The following is a 20,748-nucleotide window of genomic DNA, read 5'->3' as shown; positions in this document are numbered from 1 at the left end:
TCACCCCTTACAGTTCAGGTTTTGCTTTATGATGATCTGTTGCTTGCTCGAAAGCGTGAGCCACGCGGTAAACCGTTCCTTCATCAAAGTGCTTGCCAATGATTTGCAGTCCTAACGGAAGACCATTTGCAAATCCACAAGGCACACTGATTCCTGGAACGCCTGCAAGGTTCACAGGGATCGTTAAAATATCGTTCGCGTACATTGTCAGTGGATCGCTTGTCTTTTCACCAATCTTAAATGCAGGAGTTGGTGTTGTTGGTCCTACAATGACATCATACTTTTCAAAAACATCTTCGAAGTCTTTTTTGATCAATGTACGGACTTTTTGCGCCTTTTTATAGTATGCATCATAATATCCTGAGCTAAGAGCGAATGTGCCAAGCATGATGCGGCGTTTCACTTCGTTTCCAAAGCCTTCAGAACGAGTATTTTTATATAAATCAATCAGGTTTTCTGCATTATCTGTACGGTAGCCATAACGGATGCCGTCAAAACGCGCAAGGTTTGCAGATGCTTCTGAAGAAGACAGTAAGTAGTAAGTCGCAAGCGCATATTTAGAATGCGGAAGAGACACTTCCTCCCATGTTGCACCAAGTCCTTCTAATACTTTTAACGCTTGAAGAACAGACTCTTTTGCTTCTTCGCCAACACCTTCTCCAAGGTATTCTTTTGGCACTGCAATTTTCATGCCTTTGATGTCTCCAGTTAATGAAGAAAGAAAATCTGGGACGTCGACATTTGCACTCGTTGCGTCCATTTGATCGACTCCAGCAATCGCTTGAAGAACGTATGCGTTGTCCTCTACGTTACGCGTAATCGGCCCGATTTGATCTAATGAAGAAGCAAATGCGATTAAACCGTATCTAGATACACGGCCATACGTCGGCTTCAGACCCACAACGCCGCAGAATGATGCCGGCTGGCGAATCGAACCGCCTGTATCTGATCCTAGAGAGAATGGTACTTCTCCAGCTGCAACAGAAGCTGCTGAGCCACCACTTGATCCACCTGGAACAGTGTTTAAATTCCACGGGTTCTTCGTTGCTTTGAAGCCTGAGTTCTCCGTAGAAGATCCCATTGCAAATTCGTCCATATTTAATTTACCGATTGTGACTGCTTCCGCATCTCTTAAACGATTGACAACCGTTGCATCATAAATAGGATCAAAGTTTTGCAGGATTTTACTAGATGCTGTTGTACGTAAATCCTTTGTGACGATGTTATCTTTCACACCGATTGGCATACCGAACAATAGACCAAGCTCGTCCTTTTCACCAACTGCCTCGTCCAATTCCTTTGCATACGCACGAGCTTTCTCTTCGTCCAGTGCAAGGAATGCTTGTACTTTCCCGTCTACTTCATTGATTCGTTTATAAGACTCGTCCACTAAATCAGAAACAGACAGTTCCTTTTTATGTAAAAGCTCTTTTAATTCAGAAATTTTGTGATCAAACAGTGACATGCCTCAGGCCTCCTTTAGTCCAAAATTGATGGCACACGAATATAGCCGTCTTTATGATCAGGCGCGTTTTTGATGACTGCCTCAATGGAAAGACCTTTATTCGGAACATCTTCTCTCATGACGTTTTTCATTTTTAATACGTGTGTTGTTGGTTCAACGTTTTCCGTATCTACCTCGTTTAACTGCTCTGCAAATGAAATGATGCTATCAAGCTGTTCTGTAAACATCTCAGCTTCTTCTTCTGTAATTGCAAGCCGTGCCAAATGCGCCACGTGCTTTACTTCTTCTATTGAAATTCTAGACATGCAGGTTCACCTCCAAAAATGATACGTGTTCGTGGTCATGATCATAAGTCATATACACTTTATCATATCAAATTTTACTGTTCTAAAGCAACTTTACGCAGGGGCTGTAAGAGGCATTTTCTCTCGAAGCATCATTGTGATTCAACTGATGAAGAAAATAAGCATGCAGACACCCTTTTGTTTTCAGAAAATTTTTACTTTTATCCATTTTTGTAAGCGCATACAAACTGATTCGTATCACCGATCTGTCCATTTTTTCTTCAAAATAGGGAGGTTTAAGAAGGTTGATCACTTGGGAATACTCTGTTAGGTTAAGTAACCATAGCAGTGAGAAGGGCATTCAATCAAAAAACTAGCCCTGACACTTCTGGATATTTTGATTGAGGTGATGTCAAATTTATACGAAAAAGGTGAGAACACAAAATGAGTATTGAAGTTACAATTTCCTTATCTATTTATTTTATCGGGATGCTTGCCATCGGTTGGTATGCATTCAGGAAAACACATGATTTAAATGATTATATGCTTGGTGGACGCGGACTTGGTCCATTCGTTACAGCTCTTTCAGCAGGTGCTGCGGATATGAGCGGCTGGATGCTGATGGGTGTACCAGGTGAAATGTATAAAACAGGTTTATCGACTACCTGGCTTGCGATTGGTCTCATCGTCGGTGCTTACTTAAACTATCTCATTCTTGCACCCCGTTTACGTTCTTATACAGAAATTGCTGATGATGCCATTACGATTCCTGATTTCTTTGATAAACGATTCAAAGGATCATCTTCTTTATTAAAAGCTGTATCAGCTGTCATCATTTTAATTTTCTTTACGCTGTATACATCGTCTGGGATGGTATCAGGCGGACGTTTATTTGAGTCAGCATTTGGTGCACACTACATGTTTGGACTGATTTTGACGTCAAGTATTGTTATTTTGTATACATTGTTTGGTGGATTTCTGGCAGTGAGCTTAACGGACTTTGTCCAAGGAGCTATCATGTTTTTAGCATTAGTGCTCGTGCCGATCGTTGCCTTTACACAATTAGGTGGACCTGTTGCCACATTCCAAGATATTCAACAGATTGATCCTAAATTGCTTGATATTTTTAGAGGAACGAGCGTCATTGGCATTATATCCTTCCTCGCTTGGGGATTAGGTTACTTTGGACAGCCGCATATTATCGTGCGCTTTATGGCGATTACGTCCGTCAAAAACTTAAAACCAGCACGCCGCATCGGAATGAGCTGGATGATTATTTCAGTAATTGGTTCACTATCTGTCGGTTTAGTTGGTGTTGCCTATGTTCATGAAACGGGTATGAACCTTGCTGACCCTGAAACCATCTTTATCGTCTTTTCTAAGGTGCTGTTCCATCCATATATCACTGGATTTTTACTTTCTGCTATTTTAGCGGCGATTATGAGTTCAATTTCGTCTCAGCTGCTTGTCACGGCAAGTGCGATGACAGAGGATTTATACAGAACGTTCTTTAGAAAAAAAGCATCTGATAAAGAGCTTGTGATGATTGGCCGTATGTCTGTACTCGTTGTCGCTGTGATTGCCCTTTGTCTTTCACTTAACCCAAGTGATACCATTCTTGATCTTGTCGGTTATGCGTGGGCTGGATTTGGTTCTTCATTCGGTCCAGTCATCTTACTTTGCCTATACTGGAAACGAATGAATCACCATGGTGCCCTAGTTGGGATGATTGTTGGTGCGGTTGTGGTTCTCACATGGATCACGACAGGCCTTAACCATGCAACAGGTATTTATGAAATGATTCCTGGCTTTACGTTAAGTGGATTAGCTGCCATTATTGTGAGCTTATTGACAAGTAAGCCGTCAAAAGCATCAAAACAGCTATTTAACAAAATGGAAAATCATCTTGAAGAAGAAACAAAATAAAGAACATGAAGGGTCGTCCGCCTTATGCGGATGACTCTCTTTTTAAATTAAATAAAAAGCTTTTCTTTCTTCCGATTCTGAATAAAATAAGAGTTGTGCAGCCATATGGGCTGTGAGAAGATCATATACATGATGTGAAACGTACATGAAGTGAAGGAGCGATACGCATGTTTTGGACAATTGAATGGGATACAGTCTTAAAATTAGCCGTGGCCACCTTAATCGGTTTGATTATTGGGCTTGAACGCGAGCTGAAGAAAAAGCCGCTCGGCTTAAAAACGTGTATTGTCATTGCTGTCAGCTCCTGCGTGTTAACCATCATCAGCATTGATGCAGCCTACAATTTCCCTCGAGTCTCTAGGCTTCAAATGGACCCACTCAGGTTACCGGCGCAAATTATATCTGGTGTTGGTTTTATTGGAGCAGGTGTGATTCTGCGAAAAAGCAATGATGTCATCTCAGGTCTCACGACTTCTGCGATGATCTGGGGAGCAGCAGGACTTGGTGTTGCTACAGGTGCAGGATTTTATAAAGAAGCCTTCCTCAGTCTTTTCTTTATTCTGATTAGTGTCGAATTTCTACCGTGGCTCTTCCAGCGGATCGGGCCGATTCGCTTACAGGAAAAAGAAATCCGCATCAGAATGTCTCTTTCTGATCGAAACCGCATGACGGATATTTTAAAAGAAATGAAAGCCCTCAACATTCGCATTCATTCTGTTCGTATTGATGATTTAACAGAAAAGAACTATCCGATTATGGAAGTACGCGTACGCGTGCATAAAGATCGCTATACAACTGATGTGTATTTTGATATTAAAGATCTAGAAGGCGTCGTTGGCGTCAAGTGTGATACGGTATAAAAGGTGATGAGGCAAAAGTCTCATCACCTTTTTTTATGGGAAAAGGGGTTGAACCATCGCCTTCATTCAAATAAAATACAAATTATGAAATAAATGATAAAAGGGGATTTTTCATGGGCTATATGGATCGTAAAAAACGTATTTTTCTTATGAGTGGGATTCTAGCGGTACTCGTATTCGCTGCTTTATTGACCTCACATTATGTCACTCCCGTCTCAACAAATGCAGCAGACAAGAAACAAACGAAAACACCAAAAAATGTTATTTTTATCATTGGCGATGGAATGGGGATGCCCGTGATCAAAGCCTACCGCACATTCAAGCAGGAAAAGCTTGGTTCTCCAAAAGCACAAACCGTCTGGGACCCGTATTTAGTCGGGATGCAGACCACACACCCAGATGATCCTCGAGATAATATTACCGACTCAGCTGCCGCAGCCACGGCCATGGCGACTGGAAAAAAGACATACAATGATGCCATCGCCGTCAACCAAGAAAAAGAACCTCTTAGAAGTGTCGTTGAAGCAGCAAAGGAAGCACAAATGAAAACAGCCTTTGTTGTCTCATCTGACATCACCGATGCGACACCTGCCGCTTTTGGCACACATAACGTCTCCCGAAAAAACAAAGAACAAATTGCAGACCACTTTTTTGATGAGAAAATAGGTGGAGAGCACAAAGTTGATATCCTTCTAGGTGGCGGCATGCAATATTTTGACCGAAAAGACCGTGATCTTGTGAAAGAATTTGAGAAGAGCGGGTATTCCATACTAAGGTCAAAAGATGATTTAACTACCCAATCATCTTCAAAAATGCTCGGCTTATTCCAGGAGGACGAGCTGGATCGAGCCATCGATCGTCCAAAGCATGTGCCTACTTTAAAAGACATGACGCAGTCAGCATTAGCCCAATTAAATCAAGACAATTCGCATGGGTTTTTCATGCTGCTTGAAGGTAGTACCATTGATTCTGCTGGACATGAAAATGATGTGGTCGGCGCAATGAGTGAGATGGAGGATTTTGAGAAAGCAGTCCAAGCGGCTCTTCAATTCGCTAAAAAAGATCAAGAAACACTCGTTGTCATCACAGCAGATCATGCGACTGGCGGCTTTTCGTTTGGTGCAGACGGCATGACAAGTGAAACCGGCTATAAATGGGACCCAGCACCCATTTTAGCTGCTAAGAAAACACCAGTGTATATGGCAAAGAAAATCGCAGGCGGACAATCGGTACGTGATGTTCTTCACACCAATATTGATTTCTCGCTCACAAAAGAGGAAATCTCACAGGTGGAGAAAGCGGCACAATCAGGGAAGGCCGGTACGATTCAACTCAGCATTCAACACATCTTTGATCAACGTTCTTTCTCAGGCTGGACAACCTTTGCTCATACAGGTGAGGATGTCCCTGTCTATGCATATGGACCTGGGAAAGCAGCATTTCAAGGCTGGATCGATAATACAAAGCAAGGAAAGAACCTGTTTCATATCATTGAATCACCGTCCACCTATCGCCCATAAAAAACAATCCCCGCCTCATCACATAGGCGGGGATTTTCATTTTTAAGATTGACTTAGCTTTGTAAAGTCAAACGTCGTAATCGGTGCTGCTTGCTCAATGTCGGAGCGGAAGCTAGCGAGCATGGCCTTCTCTTCATCTCCGATGGTAGCCAAATCAAATGCTTGATGCAGCAAGCCATAGATTAGCACGTGACGTAAGCGAAGGAAGTCAGGAATGTAGGCAAGCCACTCATCCCCAAGCTCATTCTCTTCACGATAGCCTTTAAGAAACTGCTTCATAAAGTTTCCTGCAAAAGCTGCTTTGTCTTCGTATGGAATGACTGGGTACCACAACACATTGTATAGCAAAATGCTAATGTCATTCATAAACCAATTGTACCCGATATCATCGAAATCAAAGGTCGTAATTTTGCCTTGATCCCAGTGGAAGTTTCCGTGATGAAGATCCGCATGAACCAATCCGTACGTATCCTGATTTTTCGGAAGCTTTGCCAGCTTTTCCATCAACCGATCCGCTTGTTCGAACACAAGCGTCTGATCGGCTGGGACATACTTACGCAATTTAAGCTGCTCCTCTTCATCCCACTCTTGTCTTTTATATCGCGGATCTGACAGCTGATAGCTTTTTGTCAGTTTATGCATGCGGCCTGTGTACTGTCCAAGGGCATAAAATAATTCATCGTTCCAGTCTGCCTCTTCGACTTTATGGCCTGGTGCTTTTTCATAGACTCGCAGTAAAAATGAACCGCCTTGCCCATCGTCTACTTGCTCGATATCACGGCCATTTAATGAAGCAATTGGTTTTGCAACCGAAAGTCCGCCCTTCGCTAAGTGATGGAGCCATTCCATTTCACCTAAAATATAATCAGGTGATCTGCGGATGGTATGGGTAATTTTTAAAATGAAAGACTCTCCGTCTTTTTTAAGTTCATACACATAGTTTTCTGCATCTGCGATAAAGTGGATGTCACTTCGCTGGACTCCGTATAAATGAGTGGCCTCATCTAAAATTTTTGATTCTTCATATATGGCTTTTACATCTTTATGCATGCTGATTCTCCCTCTTCATATATTTTGCTAATTCTCGAATGGTGTGTTTTTCAGCAAAATTCAAATCATCAACATACCAACCCTTCTTTTCAATCTCTACTTCCATTTTGACAGCAAGTAAAGAATTTCCTCCTAAATCGAAAAAGTCGTTGTCAATTCCTACTTTTTCCACATGAAGAATGTCACACCAAATCTCAAGAAGCAGTGCCTCGCGTTCATTGGTTGGGTGTGCGTAAAGTCCATGATCCTGCGTTAGTTCCGTCTTTAATAATGAACACAGACCTTCTTGATCATGTACCTTAAGGGCTTTTACATAACCGCTGTGCAGCGTTTGATCTGTTTGAATCGTTTCCCATGTGTAACCTTCAGAAGCTGAATGACTTGCTGTCTCCACCCTTTGACCCTCTATTTCTTCAGCCAGGTGCTGACGAGGTGACAGGTGGTCAACGATCTGAATGTGATCGCTCAGTGAACCGATTTCTTTCACTTGTATCCGGTATGTTTGCTGCTCCTCAATCTCCTGCATCTGGTGCTCTTTCATAAATGACTTGAATAGCTCATTACGTCCAGTCGATGTAAACTTGAATTCAATAGAAGAAAGCTGGTGCTGACGGCTATATTTAGCGAGCCATGTCAGACATTTTTGCTCAATCCCTTTCCCTAGAGCACGGCAGCTTAGCATCCAAGCATCAATGATCAAGGTGTCGCCTGCATGATGAGCCAAGATCGCCCCTACAATTCCTTCATGACTGAAGCGATCCGCTGCCTCGATAATCCAGCCCTTAACATGCTCATTTTCCATCCGCTCTCTCAGCTGCTGTTCATCAAAGCGCTGAGCATTTAAGCGGAATTGGTTAATGCGACTGCTCATTTGCGCCACGCGGGCAAGGTGCTTTTCTCCCCACTCTGTTACACTCATGTTTAAATTCAAATCTTGTAAAAATTGCTCCTTTGACAGAGACTCAGCTTTCTCTTTTTGACGAGCTTTTTCAGCCTTGTAGCTCGTTGTTCGCCCTCTATCTTCTTCTGTGACATCATAGCGGTCAAATGCCCAAGCATGCTGAGCAAATAATGGGATCGCTTTTTCATTGGCAGGTAGTAGCAGTGTCATCACTTCAGGTAGCTCTTCATTCATACGCAAGCACTGAGCAGGATCATCGTCTAAGAAAATAAACTGAGATAATGAAAGATTCAGTGAATCTGCCATCTCTTTGAGATGTGCCGGTTTACTTTCCCAATTGATTCGCCAGTCGACAATATCGTCTTTTTGCAAGATCATATCTGGGTGGTTTTCAAACACGCGCCACACATCTTCTTCATTATTCCTGCTGCTTAAGACAAGCAGGAGACCCTCTTGCTGCTTTTGTTTTAAAAAGCGCTGAAGCATTTGATGTTCTGGCGTAATATCGATACCTTCCACACCGTCTTCTGAAACAACACCCCTCCAAAGCGTATGATCACAATCAATGGCCGCTACCTTAAATGGGGCACCTTGCCATGCAATGAACTCGCGTGCGACTTTTGTACCAATGGCTCCACAAAAGACTTCAGTGAATGGGAGATGTGCGGCTTGCTCTCCTTTTGCATCAAAGATGTCATCCATCTGATATTGCTGCGCAAGCTGACGGCAATCGATCAATTGAACACCGTCTATCTCAGATAATTGAGCAATCCACTCTTGTTCCACATCTTGCAGCGTGTCTTTAAGAGCAGCACTTATCGGCAGAATCCCAACAAAATATAGGTTATGTTTCGTTTTTGATTTCAGAACGTTTGCAAGTTCTTCAGTATGCTCTGCAGCCAGTTTTTTGTTTTCTTCCAGTGAAAGATGAGCTGGACCCGTGATATCCTCTAATCGAATGAGCAGAAGGTTCGCACCGTTTTTCTTCTGTGAGATAAGGCTGCGCTCATTTAGTAATTCCTGATATACCTGCCCATACGGTGCAAATTGAACATCAAGCTGCACATCAAACTGTTTGGTCCAGTACTGAATGTAAGGTGCGATTGGATCTGCTGTAAATGTCGAGCTGACTGTTAGTACGAGCGGTGCTTTTTCCTCTGCACGCTCCCTTTTCTCTTTTGCTGCCTGTTCTTCTTCGTCTGAAAGCACATCGAAATCCTTGAGCAGTTGATCAGGTGTTTGAACAGCCTGTTCGACCAAGTGCTCGAAGTGCTTGACGAACGCTTGCATTGTCTCATGTTTAAACAGCGCAAGATTGTATTGAAGGACGCACTTTAACTCACCTGTTACTTCTCTGACAACATCCATTTTCATATCGAGTTTGGAAATTCCCTTTGCAAACTCATGTGTTTCAAATGTTAGTCCATCGGCTTCGATTTTAATATTCGGATCGTACTCATTATGGTAAATGAGCATTGTATCAAAGAATGGATTACGATGCGGTCTTGTTTTTGGATTCAGATGCTCGACCATTTGGTCAAATGGGTACTCTTGATGGTCATACGCATCCAGCAATACTTGCTTTGTCTGCGTCAGTTGCTCTGTAAAGGTTGCTTCTTGTTCCATGTCTAGTTTAATTGGTAGGAAGTTTGTAAACATGCCAATTGTATGCTCGATATCTGCATGACGCCGTCCAGCCACAAGTGAACCGACAATTAGTTCCTCTTGATCTGCATAACGTGAGAGCAGCAGCCCATAGAGCTGGAACAAGATGACGTTATTTGTCAGCTGATACTGTTCAGCAAGCTGTTCAATTTTCTCAACAATGTGCGGTTCAATATTGAATTTGATCGCTCTTCCTAAGAAGGATTGTTCCTTCCGTTCAAAATCATATGGCATTGTCAAAGTTGGCACATTTGAGCCAATTTGCTGCTTCCAATAATCCTGCTGCTTTTGAAACATCTCGCTGCGGAAATATTTATCTTGCCATTCTGCATAATCTTTATATTGAACAGTGAGTTCCGGCAAGGTTTCCCCTCGATAGAGCTCAGTAAATTCTTTAATAAAGATGTTCATGCTCGCTCCATCCGCCACAATATTATGCATATCGACTAATAAGAGATGATCATGTGCAGCGATTTTCACAAAACGCACACGGATCAATGGTGCAGCCTTTAAGTCAAATGGACGAATGAATTCATCGATTTGTGCTTCTAATCCTTTTTCATCAGCCTCTGTCAATTCAACAGCAAATTGGAAGTCATCATGGACACGCTGAACCGGTTCACCATCTTTTAATTCAAAGGTCGTTCGCAAGGTTTCATGACGATCAATTAATTGCTTGAAGGTCTGCTCAAAGCGCTCGACGTCAATTTCCCCTTTACATCTCAGTGCCATCGGCATGTTGTAAGAGGTCACTTGACCAATACGCTGATGAATGAGGAATGTCCGTCTTTGAGCAGCAGATAATGGATACGTGTCTTTCTTTTCCACTGGTTCAATCTTGAAATATTGATGCTTCTCTGCCTTTTCGATGAATGCTTGGAGCTTTTCAATTGTCGGATTGTTAAACATGTCTGTGAGCGTTAGCTCTACACCAAACTCTTTGTGAATTTGAGAAATCAGACCGGTGGCATTTAACGAATGTCCGCCAAGCTCAAAGAAATGGTCGTCTCTTTCCACCTTTTCAATTCCTAAAATGTCTTTCCACATCCGCTGTAACGTTGCCTCAATGTCATTCGATGCGGCGGCATGGACTTGATTGTTTTCTTCTATTTCCTGCCCTTTGTTATCCTTTGGCACCACCATTTGCACACCTGAAGATGAAGATAATGCAGATGTATCTACCTTTTCAATCCAATATCGTTGTCGTTCAAACGGATAGGTCGGCAAGGATACTTTTTGATTTGATGTCTGATTTCGCAATTTTGTCCAGTCAACCGGCACCCCTTGAAGCCAGATGTCACCCAATCTTCCCAGCAGGTAGCGGTCGTCGGCTGCCTCTTCTTTTGGATGACGCATCAATGGAATCGGCTGCTGATGATGTTCCTTTGAAGCTGGGCGAATAAAGGCACTTAACGTATTCCCCGGCCCGACTTCAACGAAAATAGGATCAAGCTCCGTTAATAACGTCTCCGCTCCATCACGGAAACGAACCGCTTGCCGCAAATGATTAGCCCAATATGCCGGGTCTTGCACTGCTTCATGGTCAATCCACGTACCTGTGACGTTAGAAATATAAGGGATAGACGGCGCATTCAATTGATACTCGGCTACCTTTTCTTTAAATGATGGCAGGATGTCATCCATCATTTTAGAATGGAAGGCATGAGAGGTGTGAAGCTTTCTACACCCATGTCCAGCAGCCTCCAGTTTCTCAGCAAGTGCATCAATGGCTGTGGTCTCACCTGACACTACGCACAATTCAGGACCATTTACTGCTGCAAGTGAAAGATCATCTGTTAAATATGACAACACGTTCTGTTCACTCAAAGGAACACTCAGCATAGAGCCTTTTGGAAGCTGGCTAATGAGCTGTCCGCGATAAGCCACAAGATCTACGGCATCTTCAACAGATAGTAAACCAGATACGGCAGCAGCTGTGTATTCTCCAATACTGTGACCGATCAGTGCCTGCGGTTTGACGCCAAAATGAATCAGCAATTTAGCCAAAGCGTATTCCACACTAAACAGAAGCGGCTGCGTATATTCTGTTTGGTTGATCAGCTGACGATCATCACTTGCTTCTGTAGAGAATAAAATACTAAATGGGTCAACTGAGACATGCTGTTTGAATTGATTCAAGCATTGATCCAGCGCTTCCTTAAAGACTGGATACTTGTCATAAAGCTGACGCCCCATGTCTACATACTGAGATCCTTGGCCTGGGAAAAGAAAGACGATTGGACGGCTCGATGTTTGGGAGCTGGCCGTCTTGACCACCTCTTTTGACCTTTGATTCAGCGCCTGTAACATGTCAGCCGTGTTATTTCCAAGAATGACACGTTTATGCGGGAAATGATGGCGCCCTGTTTGCAGCGTATAGGCAACGTCACTTAGACGAACTTGCTGCTGATGCTGGAGTAAATAGTCCGCAAGGCGATCCGTCATTTTTTCAAGAGCTGCTGGTGTTTTGGCAGATAATAAAAGAAGTTCACTATCCTCAGGGCTATCAGCGGCAACACGTGTAGCAGGTGCTTCTTCTAAAATGACATGAGCATTTGTTCCACCTATCCCAAATGAGCTTACACCCGCCCGGCGAGGAGATTCCTGTGTGCTCCATGGCGTCAAGTCTGTGTTTACAACGAAAGGCGAATTGTCAAATTCAATTTTTTCATTCGGCGTTTCAAAATGAATGGTCGGCGGAATCACTTGATGCTTTAAGCTTAAAACGGTTTTAATAAAGCCCGCGACACCTGATGCATCATTCAAATGACCAACATTCGATTTGACAGAACCAATGCGGCAAAAGCCTTTTTTATCTGTATCAAATGCTTGCTTGAGCGCTTCAATTTCGATTGGATCTCCGAGGGTTGTTCCGGTTCCATGTGCTTCAATGTACGAAATGGTTTCAGGTTCCACCTCAGCCATTCGAAGTGCTGTCTTAATGGCTGAAACTTGACCTTTCGTACTCGGCGCCGTATATCCTACTTTTCTATTTCCGTCATTATTAATAGATGATCCTTTAATGACAGCATAGATGTGATCACCGTCTTCAATGGCATCCTCTAAATTTTTTAAAATAACGGCTCCTGCACCATCACCAAAAACGGTTCCATCGGCTTTGTTATCAAAGACGCGGCAATGTCCGTCAGATGAATGGATCATGCCTTCTTGATAAAGATAACCTGATTTTTGCGGCAGGCGAATGGACACGCCGCCTGCAACTGCCATATGACAGTCGCCACTTAATAAAGCCTGAACGGCTAGATGAATCGACACCATCGAGGTCGAGCAGGCGGTTTGCACCACCATACTCGGTCCCTTCAAATTTAATTTATATGAAATCATCGTCGCTAAATAATCACGCATATTCAGAACGGCAGCTTCTAGTGTTTTCGAATCCTCACCTTGAGCCGCCCCTTGAAGTGCTCTCATGACCCATTCTGTATTGATCCCTGCACCTGTATAAAGACCAATTTGCCCTTTATATTCAAACGGATCGTACCCAGCGTCTTCAAGCGCTGTCCACACACATTCATGAAAGAGTCTAAACTGCGGGTCCATCATGGCCGCTTCCTTTGGTGTATAGTCAAAGAAATCTGCATCAAATAAATCAACATCATCTAGCATCCCTTTTGCTTTGACAAAACGGGGATTTTTTAATAAAGCTTCATCTGTACCTTCACGCCGTAATTCTTCTTCTGTAAAAAAGGAGATTGTTTCTTTTCCTTTTTTCAGATTCTCCCAGTACTCATCTACATTTTTGGCCCCTGGAAAACGACCTGCAAGACCGATAACAGCAATTTCTGCGCCATGATAGTGATTCGTTGTATCATTCATTCTCGATTCCGCCTCTCAATCTTTTATTCCGTTGCTGTTTAAAACGAGCTCTACGATCACCTGAAGTGACGACGGCTAGTTCTTCTTCCATCGTTTCTTCCTTCGAGTCCTCAGAAGGCTGGATATATTTCGCAAGCTCTGCAACAGATGGGTACGTAAACAACGTCACAACCGCTTCATTTGTTTGAAGTGCTTGGTTTAACCGATTGGTGACTTGAACAATATCCAGCGAGCTTGCGCCGAGATCGAAGAAATTGTCGTGAATGCCCACTTGTTCCATGCCCATAAAATCCTGCCATACTTGACAGATCGCTTTTTCAGTTTCATTGCGAGGCGCCACATACGGATTGCCCAGCTCTGGTCTTTCGTGCTTAGACACTTCATATGAATCCTCATCCGCTGCGGTCTTAGGCTCTAGTGACAGCCATTGATCTATCCGTTCATCAAGATTTCCTGTGGACACGAGCATGTGTCGATTCTGCCGGCTAGACAGAACATACTGGAACAGCTCAGCACCCTCTTCTGGTAAAATCGCAAGCTCATTGATCGATTCACCAATTGTGGATTCTAGTTCACCCCAGAAATTCCAAGCATCCCAGTTCACACACATCCACGGGGTTTGACTATGTTGATTAAGTCTAGCTGCAAATGCATCCATATATAAGTTAGCCGCTGAGTAAGCAGAGAATCCTAAGCCCCCAAGCAATGCACTAATGGAAGAAAAGAGAAGACAAAAGTCTGCTTGTTCTTGTTCCAGCAGCTGCTCTAGCACATCGAGCCCTTTCACCTTTGATTGGAATTGATCCTCTCCCTGCGCCAGTGTAGAAGGGATATCTTTGATTGCACGGAAGGATGTACTTCCTGGTAATCCTGCTGCATGGAATACACCATGAACGCCGCCATGCTTTTTGCGGATGGCATCAAATACATGTTTCATCTGATCAAGATCTCCTGCATTCGCCTGCACCGCTTCTACTGTTGCACCTAATCGTTCAAGCTCAAGCACCTTCTCAATTCTCGTGCGCTGCGCTTCATCGGCATTTGCTTGTTGAACATATGACGCCCATTCATTTCTTGGTGGCAATGCCGTTCTGCCAGTTAAATAAAGATGTACATTTCCTTCCTTCGCCAGCATCTTTGATAGAACAAATCCGATACCGCCTAAACCTCCTGTGATCAAATAAACACCATTTGGCCTGATCATCTTCGGAAGTCCATCTTCTTTTTGTAGCGGCAAATGCTTGTAGCTCTGCACCCAGCGCTTTCGATGACGATACGCCACAAGCTGGTCCTTTCCAGGCTGCATGATTTCCTGCACAATAAGATCGACAAGGACTTGTTCCTTCCAAGACATGACTTCTGGCACGTCTTCCACATCGATATTCCAACATTTGATATGATGGTATTCCTGTGAAATCACTTTACATGGCCCAAGCATTGCACTTTTCTCTGCACATATCGTCTCATTTCCTGTGACTGGCTGAATTCCGCTAGTGATCGTAAACAGACGGCATTCTCGAATATTTTTTTGGGCAGCAATCGCTTGAGATAAGAAAATTAAGCTGTAATAGCCTTTTTCAATGTGCGCCTGAAAAGCGGCTTGACGATTCGAGTTGTCATCTTCTTTCGCAGCTTCCCATAAATGAAGAATCCGATGAATATTGATGCCTCTATTAGACAATGAATCTAACATGTTTCGGTAGTGCTGGCCTTCTGCCGGATTGATCGTAAACGACTCATCTTGCTCTTGATAAGCTTCACCCTTTGTGACAGAAATGACCTTGATACCTTGTTGCTTAAATGAATGAATAAACAGTTCATGAAAAGCATCCTGTTCCCTGAAAATGAGCCACGTTTGTTCTTCTGTTTCTTTTTCGAAAACTGGTTTTAGCGGCTGCTGCTCCCATGAAGGCAGGTAGAACCATTCTTCCATCTCTTTCTTCTTCGTTTCCTTAGGAGCGGATAGTTGCGGAGACGCGGGCTTTCCTGCTTCAATCCAATATCGTTTCCGCTCAAATGGATAGGTCGGCAGCGATACGAGCTGACGTTCCTCTTGAGTTGGATGTTGCTGTGCTTTGACCTCGTAGCCCCCTGCCCATAGCTCTCCTATTCTCTTTAAGAAATATGCATGGTCATCCGCTTGTTCTCTCGTATGCCTCACCATATTCAGGACATCATGATGAGACTCTTTGTTTTCATGACGTTTCGCTAATGCCGTCAAGCTGTTTCCAGGTCCAACTTCAATGAGTGCTCGTACTTCATCGGTTAACAGCTGAGATAGACCTTCATGAAAACGAACGGTTCCACGCAAGTGGTTCGTCCAATAAGATGCTGTCATCACCTCTTCGCTTGTTGCCCAGGTGCCTGTCACATTCGATATAAACGGAATCGCTGGCTCGTGCAATTCTACTTTCTCTACGAATTGTTGAAACGCCTCAAGCATCGGCTCCATCATGTAGGAATGAAAGGCATGAGAAGTATGGAGCTGTCTTGTGACAATTCCTTTGTCTTGCAGTTTCTTTTCAAATGCAGCGATATGCTCTTCTCTTCCAGAAACGACACAAAGGTCTTTTGCATTGACAGCAGCAACAGAAAGCGATTCATCGATCATTGAGACGAGCTCCGCCTCGGGTAATTGCACACTAAGCATCGCGCCTTTTTCCATGTCTTGCATCAATCTTCCTCTTGCCATCACGAGTGTTAATGCAGACTCGAGAGAAAAGACCCCTGACAAACAAGCGGCAACGTACTCGCCGATACTGTGTCCAATCATTGATTCTGGCTCAACACCGCTATGCTGAAGCAATTTGGCTAATGCATACTCGAATATAAAGAGAAGCGGCTGAGCATTTGACGTTTTTGTGATGTCTTCGTTCGTTTCATCCTCGGAAAAGACAATGCCCTTTAAATCCACTTGCTCCGTTTCCATTACATATTTAAAGCATCTATCTACTTCCCATTTGAACACTGGCTCTGCATCATATAATCCGCGCATCATACCAACATACTGAGCGCCTTGACCCGAAAACATAAAGGTCGCTTTACGCCATTTTTTGCTTCGAAACACACTTGTTTCAAGCTGTTTCTGCTGCATCCATTCATCAGCAGACGCGAGTACGATCGCTTTTCGGTATGGAAATTGCTTTCTGCCATAACGTAATGTATAAGCAATATCTTCAAGCGGGACTTGAGGATGGTGGATCACATACTGCTTTAATCGCTCTGTCATTTCCGTCAAAGCAGTATCTGTTTTTGCAGATAAGACGAGCAGCTGCTTTTGGTTAGAAGCTGGCTTTTGCTTCGCCTGTATGCCCTCTTCTATGATCATATGGGCATTCGTTCCGCCGATACCGAAAGAGCTAACTCCCGCTCTTCTCGGACCATCTGCTTCCTTCCAATACAACGCCTTTTGATTCACATAAAACGGTGTATCTTTGAAAGGAATCTCCTGATTGGGTTTTTCATAATGAATGGTTGGCGGGATCGTTTTATGCTGGAGAGCCAAAATGGCTTTAAACAAACCTGCAATCCCTGCCGCACTATTTAAGTGTCCGACATTACTTTTCACAGAACCGATCGGAATCGTCAGCGGATCTGTCCCTTTGAACACTTGGCTAAGGGCGGATACCTCAATTGGATCTCCCATGTTTGTCCCCGTACCATGAGCTTCTACATAACCAATAGACGCGGGATCGATACCTGATTTTTCATACGTTTCTTTTAAAACCTCTGCTTGTCCTTCCACACTCGGAGCGGTAAAACCAGCTTTTCGGCTGCCATCATTGTTCACACCAACCCCTTTGATGACCGCATGAATCGGGTTGCCATCTCTCATTGCATCTTCATAACGTTTTAGCAGAACAATCCCCGCTCCATCTCCGAAAATGGTTCCGCTCGCCTCTTGGTCAAACGGTCGGCAATGTCCATCTTTTGATTGAATCATCCCATCTTGATAGATGTAGCCGATATTTTCTGGAGAACTAACCGTCACACCGCCAGCCAGTGCAGCATCACATTCTTGATTCAATAATGCTTGACAGGCCATGCCAATATTGACAAGTGAGGTCGAACAAGCTGTCTGCATGGTCACACTAGGCCCGTGTAAATTCAATTTATAAGAAAGCTGCGTACTAAAGAACTCACGATCATTTAACAGCATGGCGCTGAATTGCTCAGTTGCTTCCATTTGATGGGCAAAGCGCGTCAGCCACTCATGGTTTGGACTCGTTCCTGTATAAACGCCAATTTTCCCTGCCATTCGATCAGGGTCACAGCCAGCATCCTCCAGCGCTTCCCAAGCACATTCATGCAAGAGCCTGAACTGCGGATCCATTAGCTCTGCCTCTCTGGCAGAATAGTTGAAGAAGTCTGCATCAAAGCCTTCAATCTCTTGTAAACGACCTTTTGCTCCAATGAAATTTGGATGCTGATAGACAGACGCATCCAGCCCTGCTTTCTTGAGCTCTTCTTCTGTGAAAAAGTGAATCATTTCCTCGCCATTCACAAGACGCTGCCAAAAGTCTTCTAGCGATGAAGCTCCCGGGAATCTTCCAGCCATTCCGACAATCGCAATATCCGTATGCTCCTGGGACGTGTTTTTTACTGGGCGAGAAGCAGGCGTTTGAATCTGTTCTGACTGTTCTTCAAACAAATATTCAGCAAGACTTGCCACTGTCGCAAACCGATACAATTGCACAGTGTCAATTTGCTTGTCCACATGCTCAGATATTTTCGCTGCAAGCTGAGAAATATCAAGGGATGTCGCACCAAATTCGAAAAATGGCGATTCATCATCCATTTGATCAAACCCAAAATGAGTTTGCACAATGTCGTGAATGTCTTTTTGTAAAGAAGCGAGTGAAGCAAAGACACGCTGTTCATTCTGCGGCTTTTGTGGTTCAATGGCTGCCATCGTATTTGTTTGTGCAGAGAAATCAGTTTTATGAAATGGGTACCCAGGTAGCGGAATACGCTGTCTGTTCTTCTCATCTGTTATTGGGAAAGCTAAGCCGACCCCCATTTCCCAAAGAACACCTGCGATTTGAAGCATGTCTCCATCAAGTGGTTCGGTTGTTTTTTCTGCTCCCTTTTCAATTACAATCCCTTGTTTCATTGAAAGGTCAATGATCAAAGCTGGTGATTCTTGCTCAATCATTGGTGATTTTACAGGCTGATCCATATGAAGAAGACCCTTTGCAGACGATGGGTCGAAAGTGGTTTGTTGCTCCCCAGTTTGCTGCAAGTAAACAGGCCGCTTGAGTGTCCTCTGAGGCAGGGAAGCCAGCCTTTGATTAACCGTCTCGGTATCATGAAGATGGTACACAATAGATGCCGCATCTTTTAGCTCAAGACCGCCTGCTGCATATAAAGCTGTCCAGACTCCGCTGCCTTCTCCAACCCATCCATCTGGTTCAATTCCGAGTGATCTTACCATGTTGGCAAAAGCGGATGTCATGATCAGCATCGCCACTTCTGATTGACGGCTTTGTTTAGGATGGAACAGCTCGTCTTTTTTGATAGGTACTGCGGATTGGACGAGGCTTATGATTCGATCCACTTCTGTTTTGAAAGAAGGATCTTTCTCATACAGCTTGATGTAATCACGTAAACCTGACTCATGATACCCTGTCAGCTTCATGCTGATCCGTTTATAAAGATGACTTTCTCTGCCTGCTGTCTCTTCATTCAGCACTTGCAGCTCCTCTAATAACTCTTCCCGCGTGGAACAGACAAACGCTTTTCGATATTTGAAAGCCTTTCTTCCACTTTGTAACGTATAAGCTGCTTCACCAAGTGAGAGATCAGGATGTGAGGAGACATATTCCTTTAAGTTTTTTGTCATGTTCCTCAGATCATGCGTTGATCTAGCTGACAACACGATTAATTCTTTGGACGAGGCCTTGCTGTTTGCTTTTCTCGGCTGTGCCTCTTCTAAGATGACATGAGCATTTGCTCCCCCTATACCAAAGGCACTGACTCCAGCTCTCCTTGGCAATTGAGATGTCTTCCACTCCTCTTTGTCTGTCCCAACATAAAATGGGGTTTGATCAAAAGAAATACGGTGATTCGGTTTCTCAAAGTGCGGCATCGGGGCAAATTGACGATGATGCAGCATCATGACTGTTTTGATAAAACCAGCTACGCCGCTTGCAGCATCTAAATGCCCAATATTGGCTTTGACTGATCCAATTCGGCAATAACCTTGTTGATCTGTTTGAAAAGCACGGGTAAGCGCCTCAATCTCAATCGGATCTCCAACAGGTGTACCCGTTCCATGTGCTTCGATATAAGAAATCGTCTCTGGTTCTGTCTCAGCCATTTCTAACGCAGATTCAATGACACTTGCCTGTCCACTCACACTTGGGGCTGTATAACCGACTTTATTGCTCCCATCATTGTTCGTTGCAGATCCTTTTACGACAGCATAAATAAAATCTCCATCTTCTATCGCATCTTTTAAACGTTTTAGCGCAACAACGCCTGCACCTTCACCAAAAACGGTTCCTTTTGCTTTTTCATCAAACGGACGGCAATGACCATCAGGAGAATAAATCATTCCTTCTTGGTATTGATAGCCTGTGATTTGCGGCTGATGGAGTGTGACACCTCCTGCTAACGCAAGGTCACATTCACCGCCGATTAATCCTTGGCAGGCCATATGGATAGCAACAAGCGATGTGGAGCAAGCCGTTTGCACCGATACGCTTGGACCTTTTAGATTTAATTTATAGGCAATCCGAGAAGCAAAGGATGGGTCATTGAGATGCATGATTTGAAACACATCTTCGTTCTTCGCAAGTGACGACATATGCTGCCCCATCCACGATAGATTGCTAGATGCCCCGGCATAAAGACCAATTAATCCTTCGTATTGCTCAGGCTCATAGCCTGCATCCTCTAGCGCATGCCATGTACATTCATGCATCAATCGAATTTGCGGGTCCATAATAGATGCCTCTCGCGGAGAGTAGCCAAAAAAGTCTGCATCAAATGATGATGCATGCTGTAAATATGGCTTTGCCTTGACATAATCAGAACGTTTTAGCAGCGTCTCATCTACACCCGCTGCCTTTAATTCTTCATCAGTGAAAAACGTAACGGATTCTTTCCCTTGCGATACATTTTCCCAAAACGCTTGCACATTCGGTGCCTCGGGAAACGTACCTGCTAATCCTACAACTGCAATTTCAAGTCCAGATTCGGTCCATTGCTCTTGATCAGACATACGCTGCATTTCTCC

The 20,748-nt window shown here is 43.8% G+C and carries 8 protein-coding genes; 3 read left to right on the top strand and 5 right to left on the bottom strand.

Annotated features, from left to right (window positions below):
• Window positions 1-7: 7 nt before the first annotated feature.
• Both gatA and gatC read right to left on the bottom strand, forming a co-directional pair.
• Window positions 8-1,465: an Asp-tRNA(Asn)/Glu-tRNA(Gln) amidotransferase subunit GatA gene (gene gatA / locus MKY18_RS03445; protein ID WP_278178147.1), complete on the bottom strand. Its 1,458-nt coding sequence runs from the start codon at window positions 1,463-1,465 to the stop codon at window positions 8-10.
• 14 nt (window positions 1,466-1,479) lie between these two features.
• Window positions 1,480-1,770 carry an Asp-tRNA(Asn)/Glu-tRNA(Gln) amidotransferase subunit GatC gene (gene gatC / locus MKY18_RS03440; RefSeq protein ID WP_003213898.1) on the bottom strand — a complete coding sequence of 97 codons (291 nt, stop codon included), beginning with the start codon at window positions 1,768-1,770 and terminating at the stop codon, window positions 1,480-1,482.
• A gap of 423 nt (window positions 1,771-2,193) precedes the next feature.
• On the opposite strand from gatC, the gene putP reads away from it, so the two are divergent.
• The 3 genes from putP to MKY18_RS03425 all read left to right on the top strand — a co-directional run bounded on the left by putP (window position 2,194) and on the right by MKY18_RS03425 (window position 6,055).
• Window positions 2,194-3,675, top strand: a complete 1,482-nt coding sequence (gene putP, locus MKY18_RS03435; RefSeq protein ID WP_342497732.1) for a sodium/proline symporter PutP — start codon at window positions 2,194-2,196, stop codon at window positions 3,673-3,675.
• A gap of 161 nt (window positions 3,676-3,836) precedes the next feature.
• Window positions 3,837-4,535 (top strand): MgtC/SapB family protein, encoded by a 699-nt coding sequence (locus MKY18_RS03430; protein WP_170938431.1) that lies wholly within the window; start codon window positions 3,837-3,839, stop codon window positions 4,533-4,535.
• A 113-nt stretch (window positions 4,536-4,648) separates the two neighbouring features.
• On the top strand, window positions 4,649-6,055 hold the full coding sequence (locus MKY18_RS03425; RefSeq protein ID WP_081277221.1) for an alkaline phosphatase: 1,407 nt from the start codon (window positions 4,649-4,651) through the stop codon (window positions 6,053-6,055).
• 42 nt (window positions 6,056-6,097) lie between these two features.
• On the opposite strand, the gene MKY18_RS03420 is transcribed toward MKY18_RS03425, so the two are convergent.
• From MKY18_RS03420 to MKY18_RS03410, 3 genes are read right to left on the bottom strand one after another with little or no spacing between them, the layout of a single operon-like run.
• Window positions 6,098-7,105, bottom strand: coding sequence for a phosphotransferase enzyme family protein (locus tag MKY18_RS03420; protein ID WP_044141556.1), 1,008 nt, complete (start codon window positions 7,103-7,105; stop codon window positions 6,098-6,100).
• Entirely contained in the window at window positions 7,098-13,508 is a 6,411-nt protein-coding gene (locus MKY18_RS03415; RefSeq protein WP_342497731.1) for an HAD-IIIC family phosphatase, read from the bottom strand. Before MKY18_RS03415 ends, MKY18_RS03420 begins: the two co-directional genes overlap by 8 nt.
• Window positions 13,501-20,733: an SDR family NAD(P)-dependent oxidoreductase gene (locus tag MKY18_RS03410; RefSeq protein WP_340909310.1), complete on the bottom strand. Its 7,233-nt coding sequence runs from the start codon at window positions 20,731-20,733 to the stop codon at window positions 13,501-13,503. The genes MKY18_RS03415 and MKY18_RS03410 overlap by 8 nt, the downstream gene beginning before the upstream one ends.
• Between the last annotated feature and the right edge of the window lie 15 nt (window positions 20,734-20,748).

Origin of the sequence: Bacillus sp. FSL R7-0672 (genome assembly GCF_038601465.1) — a bacterium.
GTDB lineage: Bacteria > Bacillota > Bacilli > Bacillales > Bacillaceae > Bacillus > Bacillus pumilus.
Note: the sequence above shows the minus strand (reverse complement) of the source record. Positions and strands in the feature narration are given on the sequence as shown.